Consider the following 16,280-nt stretch of genomic DNA (forward strand, 5'->3'; position numbering starts at 1 on the left):
CCTCACGAACTCAGGGCGGCGGTCGGCGGGGTGCGTGCGGCACGCACTGCGGGGTAGAACCCGGCCACCGCGCCGATCACCAAGGTCGCCCCGACGGCGGCGGCGATCGTCACCGCGGGCAACGCGAACGGCCAGTCGTTGACGACGGCCATCACCCCGGTCACGGCGGCGCCGAGCGCGGAACCGACGACGCCACCGAGCGCGGACAGCAACAGCGCCTCGCCGAGGAACTGGACGAGCACGTGCCACCGCGTCGCGCCGAGTGCCCGCCGCAGCCCGATCTCGCGGCGGCGTTCGAGCACCGAGATGACCATCGTGTTGGCCACACCGATGCCGCCGACGAGCAGCGCGATCGACCCGAGCCCCACGAGCAGGCCGGTGAACGCCTGGTTGGCGGCGTTGCGGGCGGCGAGGGCGTCCGACGGCCGCGACACCTCCACCTCGTTGGGCGCCTGCGGTGAGATGGTCGGGCCGAGCAGCGCACGAACGCGGTCCACGGCGTAATCGGCGGAGCGTTCGTAGATCGTCGTGGGGCTGCCGTCGAACCCGAACAGCTGCTCGGCGACGGGGGCGCCGATGACGGCCGCGCGGTCGAGCTCGGGAGCGAGCGCGACGGGCTCCAGGACGCCGACGACGGTGAAGTGGTTGCCGCCCAGCCAGATCTGCGTCCCGGGAGTCACGACGCCGAGCCGTTGCGCGGCGACCCCGCCGAGCACGACGGCCGGAAACGTGGAGGTGGCGGGGTTCAGCCAGGTGCCGCCGCGCACGCTGCCGGACACGACGCGCAGCAACGACTCGTCGCCGACCACGGTCGTGATCCCGCCCGTCTCCGCCGGGTCCGACAGCGGGCTGCGGAACACCGGGACGGTGAGCGCGGCGGCGGAGGCCACCGACTCGACGCCCTCGACCCTGCCGACCTTGCCCACGGCGTCGGGCGGGAGCGTCACGGCCTTGCCGTCCAGGCTCTTGCCCGCCCTGGCGGTGAGCAGGTTGGTGCCGAGCCGGTCCAGCTCGTCGTCGAGACGGGCCTGGCTGGACGCGGAGATCCCGACCACGGCGATCATCGCGGCGATGCCGATCGCGATGCCGAGGGCGGACAGGACCGCGCGGGTCGGGCGGGCGCGCAGGCCGGTCGTGCCGAGCCGCAGCACGTCGCGGCCGAGCAACCGGGAACGGGGAACGCTCATGCCGGCACCGAGTCGGCGACGACACGGCCGTCCCTGATCGCGATGCGCCGCGGCAACGTCGCGGCCAGCTCCACGTCGTGGGTGATGACGACGACGGTCGTGCCCTGCTGGTTGAGCTCGTGCAGCAGGTCGACGACGGCGGCTCCCGAGGCGGTGTCGAGGTTGCCGGTCGGCTCGTCGGCGAGCAGCAGCGGCGGGTCGCCGACCACGGCGCGGGCGATGGCCACGCGCTGGCGTTCGCCACCGGACAGCTGGTCCGGCCGGTGACGCAGCCGGTGCCCGAGACCGACCCTGCCGAGTGCCTCGACGGCCCGGCGGCGGCGCTCGGCCCGCGGCACCCCGGTGTAGAGCAGGCCGTCCGCCACGTTGTCGACCGCGCTCACGCCCTCGGCGAGGTGGAACTGCTGGAACACGAACCCGATCCGGTGCGCCCGCAACGCCGACAGCTCCCGGTCGTCGAGGTCGCCCACGACCTGGCCGTCGATGCGCGCGACACCGGCCGTGGGGCGGTCGAGTGTCCCGATGATGTTCAGCAACGTCGACTTGCCGGACCCGCTCGGCCCGACGATGGCGACCAGCTCACCCCGGTCGACCGTGAGCGTCACGCCGGCGCACGCGAGCACCGGGGGTCGCCCGTAGGAGCGCTGGACGTCCTCCAGCGAGATGATCGCGGTCATCGCTTCGGCACCACCACTCGCTGCCCGGCCTCGACGCCGGTGACCTCCACCCGTCCGCCCGCGAAGAGTCCCGTGGTCACGGGCACCTTCCGCGTCGCGCCACCGGCGTCCACGACCTCGACCCCGAACTGGCCGGGCGTGAGCGCGAGCAACGCGCCGACCGGCACGGACACCACGTTCTCCCGGCGCGCGCTCGGGACGCTGACGGTCACCGACGCCTCCTGCAGCGACTCTGCTGCCGCGGGGTCGTCCAGCGTCACGACGACCGGGATGACGGTCTCCTTCTGCTCCCCCGGCTTCTCGGCCGGTGTGCCGACCGACGCGATCGTCCCGGCGGTCCGGACGCCACCGGGCAGCAGCAGGCCGACCTTCGCGCCGACGACGCCGAGCTTCTGCTGGGCCAGCTTGAGGTCCGCGTCGACGATCCGGGTCGTGGCCGTCGTCGCGAACAGCTCGACTCCCGGAGCGGCCAGGTCGCCCACCTTCGCCTTGACCGTGCCGATCCGCACGTCACCGGCGGCGAACAGCACCGACCCGAGCGGCAGCCTGCCGGTGACCGGCAGCCCTGCCGCCTTCTGCCAGCGCTGGACCGCGTCGAGGGTGTACCAGGAGAACTGGTCGTCGGGGGTCTGCGTGAAGTGGCCGAGGTCGCGCAGGCTCTCCTCCAGCTGCCGCACGTCCGGCCCTCTGTCCATTCCGGACTGGAAGTCGCGCCACGCGGGAACCGTGCCGCGCAACAGGAACACCGGGACGTTGTCGACGGCGTGGAGCTTGCCGCCGAGCTTCACCACGGAGCCGGGCGTCGGCAGTTCCGTGACCACACCACTGCGCGAGGACTGGATCGTGCGCGCGTCGGCGAACCGCAGCTTGCCGGACGTGCTCGTGCTGCTTTCGAGGTTGCCCTTCACGACCTCCTCGGTGGCGCCGTCGAAGGTCTGCGCCGCGCTCTCGCCGTCGTCCCGCGACCCGACCACGGCGATCCCGGCGCCTGTTCCCGCGGCGAGGACGACGACCGCCACGGCGCCGACCAGGAGCGGACGTCGCCCCATCACCTGCCCCCGGTGCGGCCGACGACGCCGTTGGGCGCGCACTTGGTCAGGACGTCCTCCGGCGCGTCCCGCGGGACGTCCAGCGGCTTGGTGGCGGTGGGGTCCGGCACGTCCAGGCCGTGCTCGCGCAGGCACCGCGCGATCTTCAGCTGGTCGGCCAGCAGCTCCTCGTCCGACTTCCCCACGCCCTTGCCCTCCTGCGCGGGAGGCGTGCCCAGCTGCTCCCGGCAGGCCTTGGCCGCGGTCTCGAACGCGGCCATGTCGAGGCTGCCGTCGAGCCTGAAACCCCCGTCTGCCGAGGGATCGGGCACGTTCACCCCGTGTTCGCGCAGGCAGGCGGACAACGCCAACTGGAACTGCTCGAGCGACTCGAACGACTTCCCCGCCTGCTTCGACGTGCTCGGTCCCCCACCGGCGGGGCTGTCGGCCGAGCCGCAGGCGCCCAGCAGCGAGACCGCCGCCGCGGCGACGAGCATCGTGGTCCAGCGCTTCACCATCGTGATCACTCCTTCGCGGACCGCGGCGGTCGTGCCGCGGCCGCCGGGAAGTCGATCAACGCGGGGGTTGCCGGGACGTTCAGGAATTCGTTTATGAACCCGCAACAACGGACGTGGTTGGCTGCCCCGGTGCCCACCGGCGGAGGAATCACCGCATGCGCGTCCTGATCGTCGAAGACGAGCCGTACCTGGCCGACGCGATCCGCATCGGCCTGCGGCGCGAGACCATCGCGGCCGACGTCGTCCACGACGGGGCGGCCGCGCTGGAGTCGATCGCGGTCAGCGACTTCGACGTGGTCGTGCTCGACCGCGACCTGCCGGTCGTGCACGGCGACGAGGTCTGCCGCCGGATCGCCGCCGATCACCCGGAGGTGCGCGTGCTGATGCTCACCGCCGCCAGGTCGCTCGGCGACCGCGTGGGCGGTTTCGAGCTGGGCGCGGACGACTACCTGATGAAGCCGTTCGACTTCCCTGAGCTCGTGGCCAGGCTGCGGGCGTTGGAACGGCGCAGCCAACCGGCCAGGCCGCCCGTGCTGGAGTCGCACGGCGTGCGCCTCGACCCGTTCCGCCGCGAGGTCTACCGCGACGGCCGCCTGGTCAGGCTGAGCCGCAAGGAGTTCGCGGTGCTGCAGGTGCTGATGAGCGCGGACGGCGGCGTGCTGAGCGCGGAGACGTTGCTGGAGAAGGCCTGGGACGCCAACGCGGACCCGTTCACCAACACCCCGCGCGTGACGATCTCCCACTTGCGCAAGCGCCTCGGCGAGCCGCGGGTGATCCAGACGGTGCCGGGCGCCGGCTACCGGTTCGGGGTGTGACGTGCGGGTGCGCAGGCTGCCGATCCGCGTCCGGCTGACGCTGAGCTACGCGGGCATGGTCACCGGGTGCGGTGCGGCGTTCGTCGTGATCGTCTACCTGTTCATGCGGTTCGTGCCGAGCTACCTGGTCGTCGACGGGTCACCGCCGGTGCCCCGGCCGTTCGAGCGGACCACGCCGCGCACCGACTCGATCTCGATCGTCACGCCCACCGACTTCCTCACGGTGCTGCTCATGGTCTCCCTGGTGGCGCTGGTGGTGCTCGCGGTCCTCAGCGGTGCCGTGGGATGGGTCGTCGCGGGCCGGATCATCAAGCCCCTGGCGGCCATCAACGCCGCGGCCACCCGTGCGGCGACGGGCGAACTGGACCACCGGGTGGGCCTGGGCGGGCCGCGCGACGAGATCCGCGACCTCTCCGACACGTTCGACCGCATGCTCGCCTCGCTCGAACGCTCCTTCGCCACCCACCGCCGGTTCGCCGCGAACGCCTCCCACGAGCTGCGGACGCCGTTGGCCACCACCAAGACGATGATCGACGTGACCCTCGCCAACCCGCACGCGGACGCCGACGAGCTGCGGGCGCTGGCCGAACGCGTCCGGGAGGTGAACGGGTCGAACATCGAGACGGTGAACGCCCTGCTCGACCTGGCGGCGGTGGACGGCGGCCCCCTGGTCAGCGCGCCTCTCGACCTGCGCGAGATCTCCAGCGCGGTCGTGGGCGAGCTCCGCGCCGAGGCGGTGACGGCGAGGATCGACCTGCCCCAGCCGACGGGGCACGCGTTCGCGGTCGGCGACCCGGTGCTAGTCCGGCAGGCCATCTCGAACCTGGTGCGCAACGCCGTCCGCCACAACGAACCAGGAGGACGCGCCACCGTCGTTCTGTCCACTCAGGACGGAAAGGCGCGCATCACGGTGACCAACACCGGGCAGCCCGTGGCAGGGGACTCCCTCGACGCCCTGGTGGAGCCGTTCGTCCGGGGCTCCGGCCGCGTGCTCACCCGCGGGTCGGGGCACGGCCTGGGCCTCGCGATCGTCTCCGGTGTCGCGAGGGCCCACGCGGGCCGGCTGGAGCTGCACCCCAACCGCGGCGGCGGCCTGACGGCACACCTCGACCTGCCGAGGAGCTCGGCCCGACGGCGCCTTCCCACCCCCTGACACAGGGAGACGCCGGGGCGCGGCGTGCGCCCCGGCGTCGGGTCTGGCAATGCTGGATCAGCCGCGGTGCCACTTCTGGTTGGCGCCGCCGACGCAATCCCACATGTGCAGGACGGCGTCGTTGTTCGGGTTCCATTCCGCGATGTCCACGCACTTGTTGGCCTGCGGGTTCACCAGGTCACCCGCACCGGACAGCACGAACTGCTGAGCCGGGTTGCCGGAACAGGTCGCGATCTGCACGGCGGCGCCGTTGGCCGTCGAACCCCAAGCCACGTCCATGCACTTGTTGTTCTCGGTCCGCAGCGTGCCGTTGACCCACTCGAACTTCTGGTTGGTGCCACCGGTGCAGTTCCAGACGATCAGCCGCTGGCCGTCGGCGAAGTTCCAGTTCGGAACGTCGATGCACTTGCCGTGCCAGTCGCTGACGATGCTGGTGGTGGTCGACGGCGGAGGCGTGGAGCCACCGCTGAACGGCGTGAGCGTGATGCCTGCCGAACGCGGGTCACCGTCGTGCACCAGCGACTCCTGGGCCTGAACGTCGTCGAAGGCGAAGCCGTAGGCCTTGCCGTCGACCATGTTCTGGTGCACCAGCCGCGAGTAGTGGTTGGTGACCGAGCCCTGGTAGAAGTCGGACGCACTGCCGCCGGGCTGAACGTCGATGCGGTCGAGCGTGGTGCGGTGCAACGCGGCACACAGGGTGCGCGCGATCGGACCGACCACCTGGTCGTTGGGCGCCTGCAAAGCGCCGTCACAACCCCACACGTTCGCCGTGGACGGCTTCTGGAACGACGCCACCTGCTGCCCGGACGTGTTCGTGAAGTTCATCGTGGTGCCGGAGGTCCGGCCGAAGTACTTCACGTCCGGACGGTCGCCGAACGGCTGCACGGTCAGAGTCCTGCCCGTGTAGGTGTTCCACGCCTGCGTGATGTACGAGTCCAGGTAGTTGCGGTCGAACTTGCCGGCGTCGGCGGCCTTGCCCGGCGCCAGCGCGCGCAACACCGTGCCGTCCGAACGGGACATGAGCAGACCGCCCCACCCGGACTGGTTGCGCAGGCCGTTGAGGACGGCGTCCCGCCCGCCGGACTTGAGCTCGCCGGTCTTCTTGGTGACACCACTGGCGCCCGTCACGGACACCGCGTGCGGTACCGCGAACATGTCCACCTGCGAGCTGTTGAGCCAAAGCCCGGCGTCGTTGTAGGTGAACTCGCTCCAGTCGAACAAGATGCCGCTGTTCGGGTCGCCACCCGCCCAGGGCGCCGGCTGCACCAGGCCGTCCGGCGTGAGGAAGAACTTCAGCTTGTCCCCGAACGACATGTACACACGCCCGGAGATGAACCGCGGCACCCGCAACGTGGCGGTGCCACCGAGCCCAGGACCGGCGATGGACACGTCCGGTGCCGGGGTGGGCGGGTTGCCGCCCGGCGACCAGGGCGTGAACGCGCCCGCCTGGTTGACGTACCCGAGGCGCCCGTTGCGAATGTCCGTGCCCAAGACGTACAGGTGCACGGCCTCGGATCTGCCGCTGTTGTTCGTCACGTTGAGAGGCAACAGATCAGGCCCGATCGCCTGTGCGGGCGACGAGATCGCGACAGCCGCCGACGCGGTGGCCGCGACCGCGGCCAGCGCACTCAACCACTTCGTTCGCGTACGCATGTGACTCCTTGTGCAGGGATGCTCTGTCAGCAGGCCGCCAGACCGGCTTCAGGGACGGTCGGGCGGCCTCCGCTCCGAGAACTGGTCCAGACCGGTTATGAGAGCGCTTCCATGGTTGTGCGCGGAAGCAACCTCTGTCAATACCGGAACGGACCGGTGCCACCGAGAGCAACCACAATCACTTCGAGTCACCATGCCCGAAAACGGCAACGGCGCCGCGGACAAGATCCGCGACGCCGTTGCCGAAGCCTGGTCACCAGGCTCCTGTCGTTCTCAGTTCAGCACGAAGTTCCAGTTGGGCACGTACGACTCAACGGCACCGCTGCTCACCACAGGAGCGACAGCGGCAGCGCCGCTGAACGGCGTGAGCGTGATCCCAGCCGAACGCGGGTCGCCATCGTGCACCAGCGACTCCTGCGCCTGAACGTCGTCGAACGCGAACCCGTAGGCCCTGCCGTCCACCATGTTCTGGTGCACCAGCCGCGAGTAGTGGTTCGTGATCGACCCCTGGTAGAAGTCACCGGCCCCACCACCGGGCTGAACGTCGATCCGGTCCAACGTGGTCCGGTGCAACGCCGCGCACAACGTACGTGCGATCGGCCCGACCACCTGGTCGTTGGGAGCCTGCAACGCGCCATCGCAACCCCACACGTTGGACGTGGAGGGCTTGGCGAACGACGCCACCTGCTTCCCGGTGGAGTCGGTGAAGTTCATGTTGTTGCCGGAAGTCCGGCCGAAGTACTTCACATCCGGCCGATCACCGAACGGCTGCACCGTCAACGTCTTGCCCGTGTAGGCGTTCCACGCCTGGGCGATGTACGGGTCCAGGTAGTTCGCGTCGAACTTGCCGACATCAGCCGCCTTGCCAGGCGCCAGGACACGCAACACCGAACCGTCCGAACCGGACACGACAGCCCCGGACCAGCCGGCCTGGTTGCGCAGACCGTCGATGACGGCGTCCCGCCCACCGGCCTTCAGCTCACCGGCCTTCTTCGTCTCACCGCCGGCGCCCGTGACGGACACCGCGTGCGGCACAGCGAACATGTCCACCTGCGAGCTGTTCAACCACAGACCAGCGTCGTTGTAGGTGAACTCGCTCCAGTCGAACAAGATCCCGCTGTTCGGGTCCCCACCCGCCCACGGCGCCGGCTGCACCAGCCCGTCCGGCGTGAGGAAGAACTTCAGCTTCTCCCCGAACGACATGTACACACGCCCGGAGATGAACCGCGGCACCTGCAACGTGGCAGTACCACCAGCGCCGGGCCCGTCGATCGAGACATCCGGTGCCGGCGTGGGCGGGTTCCCACCAGGCGACCACGGCGTGAAGGCGCCGGCCTGGTTGACGTACCCGAGCCGGCCACTGCGAATGTCCGTACCCAAAACATAGAGATGCACGGCCTCGGACCGGCCACTGTTGTTCGTAACGTTCAGCGGCAACAGCTCAGGACCAACAGCCTGTGCCGGTGTGGTCGCGACCGCCGCCGAGGCGATCGCCGCCAGCGAGGCCAGCGCGCTCAACCACTTCGTTCGCGTACGCATGAAACTCCTTGTGCAGGGTGCTCTGTCAGCAGGCCACCCGACCTGGTTTCAGGGACGGCCGGGGCCCGCGCGCTCCGAGAACTGGTACATACCGGTTATGAGAGCGCTTCCATAGTTGATCGCGAGAGTGCCCGTGTCAACACCAGCAGAAGCAGCGAACGTCCCATGCGCACAGTCGACGCAGGTCAGACACCACAAATTTCTTTGAAAACAAAGGAAACCGCATTACGACACCACGCGGACATCGGGATCCCGTTCGCTTTCGGCAATCGCGTCAGTACCGCATTCTCACCACCGCGTTATCGTCGAGGACGGTGAGAAAACACCCCCGATAGGTGGCCGAATACTGCCACACGGCCTTCTACCCCAGCCCGAGGGCGTCCGCGGCCCCGTCGTCCACGACGTCCTTGCCAGCGGCGAACTTCTCTCGTGCCATCCCCCGGCCCCTGTCGACCTAGGCCGGGAAACTCGGATCGTCCTGATCGCTCTTCCACGCCGCCAGGTCCACCTCGACGAACGCACCCGCGGCACCACTGAACTCGCAGCGCAGGTTCATGTCGGCACTCGTGGGCGTGTCGTCGTCCCGCGCCACCGGCAGCAGTCCCGGCACCCGCCGCGCCAGCTCCGCGCAGCCGGGAACGCTCCCGACGTACTTGTCCTTCACCACAACGGTTTGCGAGGCCAAGGGTGACTGCGACGCGCTCATGGCCACCTTGCCGACCCCACCTCCGCAAGCAGCACCCGATCGGCATCCACGGTCAGACCGACCAGTGCGCCCACACGCATCTGCAACACCGCGCACCCGTACGTACCGCGAATCTCCGTGACGTCACGAGAGCGACTGTCGCTCTTCTCCCGCGCCTCTCGCAGTCACCGCCCGACCTCGGCCTGCCGGGCCTGGATCCTGGCGAGCCACGCGTCCAAGTCCTCCTCAGCGGCAGACCAGCTCTCGAACCCGACCGGCCGCGCCTCATCCAGTTCGCCGGCCCGAGCCCGCACCCGCACCGTCGCGGCGACCTGCAACGCGGTCATGTAGGTCATCAACAGGGTGCCGCCGAAAGCGCCAGCGAGCAGCCGGGACCGGGCTCGATCTCCGCCGCGAAACCGTCCCACTTCACCGCCCAACTTCACGCACCCCAAACCAGTATTACGCCAATCAGCCTAACATGGAAGACTATTCCGGGCCTGGGGGTTCGGCTTGTCGATCCCGATCGTGCGGCTTGCACGGAGCGCCACCTCAAGGCCCACTCGACCAAGCGAAACGACCGTAGGCTCTACCGCATTGGCGTCCCACGGGCGCTCAGACTCGGCGTTGGTCGCAAACCGAGTCCAGTCTGTCGGCCGCAGCGACAAGCCTGTCCTGGACCTGGCGCATCAGCCAGCGCGTTTCCGAACGACTGGCGTGCAGCTGCCTGCCGACGACGTGGCCGTCCTTGTCGTGGACGTCTCGGAAGTAGTCGATGACGTAGCCGTGCAGCGTGCGCGGTGCGATTCCGATGTTCGGAGAACCCTCTGCCATGGTGCTCCACGCAGACTTGATCTGCGTGGTGAGGAAGTCGATGTCGCTTTTCGGATCGGCGAGCAGCACCGTCCGATGTGCCGGCACGGTGTTGACGACCTGTTGCAGCTCGTAAAGCGTTCCCCGGGCTGACAGGTCGAATCCCGAGAGGTCCAGCACCACGAGATCGGCCTGGTGAAGCAGCACCGCAACAGCCTTTTTCCAGAAGGCGTCGTGGCACAACGCTGCCCGGACGGGGTACTGGCCGTACCAGCTCCACCAGTCCCACTGCTCCGGCCCGGTCGGCGCGGCGTCAAGGTGATCGAGCAGTTGTCGTTCGGAGGTCACGAACAGCTCATCCAGTCGGCCTTTCCGCCTCAGGCGCGCCAACTCCGAAGGTGCGACGAACTCGGCGTCGGAGAGCAGATGAACGTAGCCGAACTCCCGCCACGCACCTCGCTCGAAGCAGTCCTGACGGGCGCGGTTCGCGAACAGACGAAGGTAGACGATCTGCAAGGGTTGGCCACCCAGGACATTCGCGGTGGCCGTCACCCGCCGACGTCGCCCTACCCGGCGAAACAGCGTCGGAGGTGTTTCGAAGAGCACCACGGGTGGTGGCTGCGACGGCGCGATCAAGGGCTCCGCGTCCGTTGCCCGCTCCGCCTCAGCCGGTGCCAGATCCGGCTCAGCTGATAGCCGTACGACCTGGTTGATCGTGTACCAAAGACGAGCGGCACCCAGGGTGGCCAGCAATGAACATGCCACGAAGAGACCGATGGCCCACCGAGCCGTGATATCCGTCGGTGTGGGCGAGGTGTCACCGAGACGGATGACCAGGAAGGTCGTCGACAGAACGCTCACCGCGGCGTTCTGAACGGTTTGCCTGCGAGGGCTGGGCTCCAGACCGAGCGCCACGTAGTGGCGGCGGCGCGCGCGAGACTTGGTCATGTCTTCTCCTTCGTCGCGTCACCGACCCTGAAGTCGGTTCCTGGCGAGCTCAGGGAATCGGCGTTGCGGCGACTCGACCGGTCAGGCCGACGAGAGGCTGAGGAACTCCGCGGTCCCGTCCGAGCGCAGCTTCATGATCGGCACCGCCTTGTCCACGGCCGTACCGTCCTTGTCGAAGGACAACCGCCCACTCGCGCCAGGCACGGACATGGTGTTGTGCAAGCGGTTCTTGGTCTGGAGAACGTCCTCCGCGCTGACCACGTCAGCGGTCTTGCCGGTCGAGTAGCGGATCGCGTAGACGCCGGTCAGCACCGAGTCGTAGGCCATGATCGCGGCGGCGTCCTCCAGCGAGTCGCCTGGGAACGCGCTGGGAAAGCAGTATCCGCAGATCTTCTCCACGAGCATGAACGTGGCGTCCTTCTCGAACGCCTTCGGTTCACGGCTCCACGCCTCGGGGTGTGCGAGCGTGGTGAACACGACCTCCACCCCGGACTCCAGCGCCCTGTGGACGACACCGTCGCCGAAGATCGCGGTGGACACGTCGTCCCCGGTGAGGACCGTGATCGGATGTTCCCGGCAGCGGCGTCCGGTCAGTTGGGCGACGAACGATGCGAGGTGCTTGCCGCGGCCCGCGAAGAACACGATCTCCGGCTTGCTGTTGCAGATGTTCGGCATCATCTGCAGGAACGTGTTGTCCACGCTCGGCAGGCTGGAGTCGTAGAGTTCGGTCTGCCCCAACAGTGTGTGGTCCTGGTCGGGGAAGTGATCGGTGAACGACTCGGCGAGCGTGGCCGGGTACAGATCTGTCTTGCTGGCGTCCTGCACCAGCAGTGCTCTGTGCGCTCTCGGTTTGATGTAGGTGGCGATGGCCTTCGCCTGCCCGGAGTTGGTCGGCGCCATCCTCAGCAGGTTCGGGACCGTCCGCAGATCGTCCGACGTGACTGTCGATCCCAGCATCAGGATTCCCCGCTCGGACAGCCGGTTCATCGCCTTCCGCGCGTTGTCGGTGCTGGTCCCCATACCGGCGACTGCCACCAGGTGGTCGGGTGCGGCCGTCCTGGCCAAGAGCTCGCCGACGACGGGTTCCCACCCCGCGAGCTGGCTGCCCGCGTTGGCCATCAGCAAGCGGACCCGCGGCAGGTCGCCGGCGACGTGGTCGTGGTTGGCGCGGTACTGCGCCAGGTAGGCGCCCTGCAGCTGGTGCCTCACCCAGCTCATCGACACCGAGTCCTTCTCCGTCACCGTCATCTGCGCGAAGAACCCGATGGTCACGTAAGGTTTCTTGGAACGCAGAACATCGTCGTTCTCGTCGCGGATGCGCTGCTGGACGTTCGCGAGTTCAGGAGCGAACTCGTAGCTGCCATCCGTGACACCGACACATTCGCCATCTCGGCGAACGACGCCTTCGGCACACGTGCGCGCCGCGCCCATGACCATCGGCACCGCGACACCGCCACCGGCGAGGAGGGCCGCGACCGCGATGAGGATCCAGGGGGTTCTCCTGCGCCACCAGGGCCTGGGAACGTGCGGGGTGACCAAGCTGCTCACAGCAAACCCTTTCGATATGCTTCCGCGCGGTCTTGGAGTGCCAACGTCCCAGCGCCGTGCACCTGGATCGCGATGTGGTCGAGCGCCGTCGCGATCGTCTGCCGCAGCGTCCTGAACGGGTCGGCCAGTGGATCGCCGTACAACCACTGCGCCGCCACGAGACGGGACAGGGCCCGGGAGTCCTTGGCGTGCCTGGCCGTTCCGATGATGTGTTCGACCTGGTCGCGCGGATCAGCGTCCGGCGTCAGCCGGTTCGGCGCGGCTGTGATCGCGTCCAGGTCGTGGAGCCAGTGCCGACCGGCGTCCTCGTCGAAGTGGACCTCATCGGCGTCGAGCGGCCCGCTCAGGTGGGCGACGACGGCTTCGACGTCGCCGAGCGCGAGGCCGTGATAAAGAGCGTCCACCTGGCTGTCGTGTTTCTCGTGCCGCGTTCGGCACTGCGTGTGCACCCTGATCCAGCTCGCCCGGTGGTCGTCGGGACGCACCGCCAGCTGATGCAGCAGAACGCGGCGCAGCCAGGGGTTCAACACCAGCCGGCCGTGCTCCCTGCGCACCCAGAAGTTGTTGACCAGTGGCGCTTTCAGGGCGTGGAGGCCGTAGGACATCTCAGAGCCGAGCACCTTCGTGTCCGCGAGGAGCTCGATGCCCGGCCCCGCGCTGGCGGTGATCAGATCGTCCCGCTCGGTCAGGCTCCCGAACTCTTGCAACAGGTACTCCGTGCTCTCCTCCGCGAGCCCGTCCAGCACCGAGCGCAGTTCCGTCGTCTTGGGAGAGCCCGGCAACACGGAGGTCACCCGACGCACCGCCCACGGCAGCCCTCCGGTCAGCCGGTGCACGAACGGCGCGTGCGAGGGCGTCAGCTCGGCCGTGTCCTGCTCGGTGAGCTCACCGAGCAGGACCAAGTACCAGGGCGTACCCCAGCGCTCGAGCTTCGTGCTGTCACCGGCCGCCTGGGCGGGACGACGAGGAGGCTCGAGCGCGGCGCCTCGCTCGTCGGCGATTCCCGGCCGCTGCCACGCGTCCCGCCACGACGCGTTCCACTCCCTGCTCGTCGCGACGAACGCAACGGGATCCTCTCCCCGGACCCGCTGCAGCACATCCAGGAACGCCTGACCGGACCGCGCATGGCTGTTGTCCAGCAACACCAGGCAGTTCGCCGACCTGCGTGCACGGTTGACCCAGCCGGCGAAGGCGTATCGCAGATCGGAGAAGAAGGCCTTGCCGAACGTCGTGTCGACGGCGTCGTCGTCAGCACCGTCACCGATCGCCGTCATGAGATCGGTGAGAACCGACTGGGCGTCGCCCGCTCCGATGGTGCGGAACCGGTTCGACAGCCGCCGCCCCTCGGCCGCCGCGATCAGTTTCAGCAAGACGTCCACGGCGCCACTGAGCTCGGGCACGCTTCCGGCCTCGGTGACCTTGCGCGCCAGCTCACCCATCCTCGTCGCGAAACCGACCGTGGGACTGACCTGGTCGATCACCGCGCGCAGCTCGTCACCGACACGCGTCCCGGCACCGACATCCGACTTCCTGGCGACAACTGCCGCGCACAGCGAGACGAGCGGAAACGGCAACCTCCCGAACTGCGGGCAGCTCCTGCTCAATCCGACAGCAAGCTTCGAGAACACCTCGTACGGTCGCGCGTCCGGGTATTTCTCGAAGTCCAGGAGAACCCTGGGCACATGTCCGGTGAAGCTCTCTTCCAGCGCGTTCACCAATGCCGTCTTGCCGGCGCCTCTCGATCCGAGCGCAACCACCACGGGCAATGAACGGCTTTGCCGATCCGGACGTCCGAGCAGCTCACCGACTAGCTGGCCTACACCTCTCACCCCAGCGAAACGGGTTTCTTCCTCGACCATGACCCTCTCAACGCATCACTGCAGGTTCGACGAGCGAGAGAGTATGGCCATCTTCTTTCTCGACTGTAAAGCCCCGAACGAACACATAACCTTCGCCCGGCAACCATTTGAGCAGTGGTTCGCATGGAATACACGCGAGCCACAGGATCGACCACTGGAATAGTGGACAATACATGGACAGGCTCACCACACGTCGGCTTATACGAAGTTGACGCGAAGCAACTTAAATGAGGTCCATCGACCCGGCCGGTCGCGATCGCTTGGGGCGAACTGATCGTTCCACGTCACGCACCGCCCGCGCAGATCGCCGAGTACGCCGCAAAACACCCAGCTCTTCAGCGAGGACTTGGCCATGCGAAGCGTTCACCGGATTGCTTCGCCTCCGGAGGATGCGATGCAATCCGACCTGATTCGACAGGCGCCGTGCTCGACCCGCCCACCAGACGGTCCATCCGGGAGGACCGTGGCCACGGGGGCGACGCGCACCTCCGAGCGCGGTCTGCGCAGAGGACGTGACGCCGTTCTCCGGATATGGACCGGTCCTGACTCGTTGTACGCCCGGCTGCTGTAGTCGAGCGTCCCACTCCGCTCAGACCGGGTCGGTGAGCGGTGCCGTCGATCATCAGGCCACCATGGGCGATGGTGTTGACAACCTCGAACATCGGCTGATCACAACGCCGGTGCACGGTCAGCGGATCCGGACCCACGTGTGGGCGCCGTCGCCGAACAGTGACGTGCCGAGCGGGATGAGTTGATCGGCCAGGCGCTACACAGAGTGCGGCTGGTCGGCCATTGTGCCTCGGACGCCGAGCCCCAGTCGCGCATCCACTCGACTGGTGCCGACGTCGGCATGGAAGAGCGACCTGATGCTCTCTTCGCGTGTGATTAGGTCGATCATCGAGCGTGAGCTGCCGTCCGGTGCGGTTGGCGCTCGGACGTACCGCACTGGCCACTCGTCGACCATGGAGACATCGGCGTTGCGCACTGGGATAGCAGCGCCGCACAGCTGGACCAGCTGTGCGCGGTGCGCAGGCCCTCGACAGCAACGCTCCAGCAGGCCGGCACCACCCCCGTCGGCGGATGACCACCGCTGGCAAGTTTTACAGCGATCGAGTGATGTGCCGATGACGGAGCGCACTCGGTTCGACACTTGCGGTACTCATCGACTGTGCGAATCGTCATGCCACGGCCACCCAGGGGGTTCCGCAGCCTGCTCGGAGAGCGGAAGTGGGCGCGCCTGCTCGAGCAGGGCCTGGATCGTGTTCACGGTCCTCGAGTTCCCCTGCTGCGACAAGGAGAACCTGGGACGACCGTCCTCGCGGTGGTCTCCGGACGAGTGAAGGTCTTCGGCACCGAGCGAAATGGAGGGCGTGTGCTGCTCGCCTTACGCGGCGCCGGGGATCTCCTGGGCGAAATCTCAGCGCGCTCAACCTCACCCCGCACGGCGACCGCGGAGACGATCGATCGGTGCACCGTCCGCATGATGTCGGCCGATCGTTTCAACACGTTCCTGCAGGAACACGACGGCGAAGCAGCTCTCACCGACTATTCGATCGCAAAACTGTCCCAGACCGTCCCCTATCAGGTCGAGATGGTCCACTTCAGCCCGGAGCGCAAGATCGCGCGCCTGCTGCTGGAAGTCGTCGCGCTGGCCGATGAGGCGTCCTCGGATCCCGAGCGGGTGCCGTTCTCCCAGCAGGAGGTCGCCGATTCCCTGGGCATGGCTCGCAGCACCGTCGCGCACTACGTGCAGCGTCTCAAGGCCTGCGGAGCCCTGCGAACCGGTCCACGCCTCTCAGTGGCGGACCCGGATCACCTGAAAGCCATTGCAGGACTGTGACTCGCGTCACATTCCAA

14 protein-coding genes are annotated in these 16,280 nt (G+C 68.2%); 3 read left to right on the forward strand and 11 right to left on the reverse strand.

The features are described 5' to 3' along the window. Positions 1–2 precede the first annotated feature (2 nt). From ACFWV3_RS17410 to ACFWV3_RS17425, 4 genes are read right to left on the reverse strand one after another with little or no spacing between them, the layout of a single operon-like run. Positions 3–1,187, reverse strand: a complete 1,185-nt coding sequence (locus ACFWV3_RS17410) for an ABC transporter permease (RefSeq protein ID WP_382412285.1) — start codon at positions 1,185–1,187, stop codon at positions 3–5. After that, positions 1,184–1,864, reverse strand: a complete 681-nt coding sequence (locus tag ACFWV3_RS17415; protein WP_382412287.1) for an ABC transporter ATP-binding protein — start codon at positions 1,862–1,864, stop codon at positions 1,184–1,186. Before ACFWV3_RS17415 ends, ACFWV3_RS17410 begins: the two co-directional genes overlap by 4 nt. Further along, the gene (locus tag ACFWV3_RS17420; RefSeq protein ID WP_382412289.1) at positions 1,861–2,913 is read right to left on the reverse strand and encodes a peptidoglycan-binding protein; all 1,053 of its coding nucleotides are present in this window, start codon (positions 2,911–2,913) and stop codon (positions 1,861–1,863) included. Before ACFWV3_RS17420 ends, ACFWV3_RS17415 begins: the two co-directional genes overlap by 4 nt. After that, a complete protein-coding gene (locus ACFWV3_RS17425; RefSeq protein WP_382412290.1) occupies positions 2,913–3,410 on the reverse strand; it encodes a hypothetical protein in 498 nt (165 codons plus the stop codon). Before ACFWV3_RS17425 ends, ACFWV3_RS17420 begins: the two co-directional genes overlap by 1 nt. Positions 3,411–3,565: 155 nt before the next feature. Between ACFWV3_RS17425 and ACFWV3_RS17430 the strand changes: the two genes are divergently transcribed. Both ACFWV3_RS17430 and ACFWV3_RS17435 read left to right on the forward strand, forming a co-directional pair. Continuing rightward, positions 3,566–4,225 (forward strand): response regulator transcription factor, encoded by a 660-nt coding sequence (locus tag ACFWV3_RS17430; protein ID WP_382412292.1) that lies wholly within the window; start codon positions 3,566–3,568, stop codon positions 4,223–4,225. A 1-nt stretch (position 4,226) separates the two neighbouring features. Then, complete coding sequence (locus ACFWV3_RS17435) at positions 4,227–5,378, forward strand: ATP-binding protein (RefSeq protein WP_382412293.1); 1,152 nt, start codon at positions 4,227–4,229, stop codon at positions 5,376–5,378. A 57-nt stretch (positions 5,379–5,435) separates the two neighbouring features. Here the strand turns inward: ACFWV3_RS17435 and ACFWV3_RS17440 are convergent, their stop codons facing one another. The 7 genes from ACFWV3_RS17440 to ACFWV3_RS17470 all read right to left on the reverse strand — a co-directional run bounded on the left by ACFWV3_RS17440 (position 5,436) and on the right by ACFWV3_RS17470 (position 14,279). Further along, positions 5,436–7,031: a beta-1,3-glucanase family protein gene (locus ACFWV3_RS17440; protein ID WP_382412295.1), complete on the reverse strand. Its 1,596-nt coding sequence runs from the start codon at positions 7,029–7,031 to the stop codon at positions 5,436–5,438. A gap of 273 nt (positions 7,032–7,304) precedes the next feature. Further along, entirely contained in the window at positions 7,305–8,570 is a 1,266-nt protein-coding gene (locus tag ACFWV3_RS17445; RefSeq protein WP_382412296.1) for a beta-1,3-glucanase family protein, read from the reverse strand. A 454-nt stretch (positions 8,571–9,024) separates the two neighbouring features. Further along, the gene (locus tag ACFWV3_RS17450; protein WP_382412297.1) at positions 9,025–9,276 is read right to left on the reverse strand and encodes a hypothetical protein; all 252 of its coding nucleotides are present in this window, start codon (positions 9,274–9,276) and stop codon (positions 9,025–9,027) included. A 164-nt stretch (positions 9,277–9,440) separates the two neighbouring features. Next, positions 9,441–9,611: a hypothetical protein gene (locus ACFWV3_RS17455; RefSeq protein ID WP_382412298.1), complete on the reverse strand. Its 171-nt coding sequence runs from the start codon at positions 9,609–9,611 to the stop codon at positions 9,441–9,443. Between the two features lie 259 nt (positions 9,612–9,870). Then, positions 9,871–11,016, reverse strand: coding sequence for a hypothetical protein (locus tag ACFWV3_RS17460; protein ID WP_382412299.1), 1,146 nt, complete (start codon positions 11,014–11,016; stop codon positions 9,871–9,873). A gap of 81 nt (positions 11,017–11,097) precedes the next feature. Then, positions 11,098–12,564, reverse strand: coding sequence for an ABC transporter substrate-binding protein (locus tag ACFWV3_RS17465; RefSeq protein WP_382412300.1), 1,467 nt, complete (start codon positions 12,562–12,564; stop codon positions 11,098–11,100). Then, positions 12,561–14,279: a hypothetical protein gene (locus ACFWV3_RS17470; RefSeq protein WP_382412301.1), complete on the reverse strand. Its 1,719-nt coding sequence runs from the start codon at positions 14,277–14,279 to the stop codon at positions 12,561–12,563. Before ACFWV3_RS17470 ends, ACFWV3_RS17465 begins: the two co-directional genes overlap by 4 nt. A 1,324-nt stretch (positions 14,280–15,603) precedes the next feature. On the opposite strand from ACFWV3_RS17470, the gene ACFWV3_RS17475 reads away from it, so the two are divergent. Further along, the gene (locus tag ACFWV3_RS17475; RefSeq protein ID WP_382412348.1) at positions 15,604–16,263 is read left to right on the forward strand and encodes a Crp/Fnr family transcriptional regulator; all 660 of its coding nucleotides are present in this window, start codon (positions 15,604–15,606) and stop codon (positions 16,261–16,263) included. The last annotated feature ends 17 nt before the right edge of the window (positions 16,264–16,280 follow it).

The sequence above is a fragment of the Lentzea sp. NPDC059081 genome (genome assembly GCF_042738015.1).
Classification (GTDB): domain Bacteria; phylum Actinomycetota; class Actinomycetes; order Mycobacteriales; family Pseudonocardiaceae; genus Lentzea.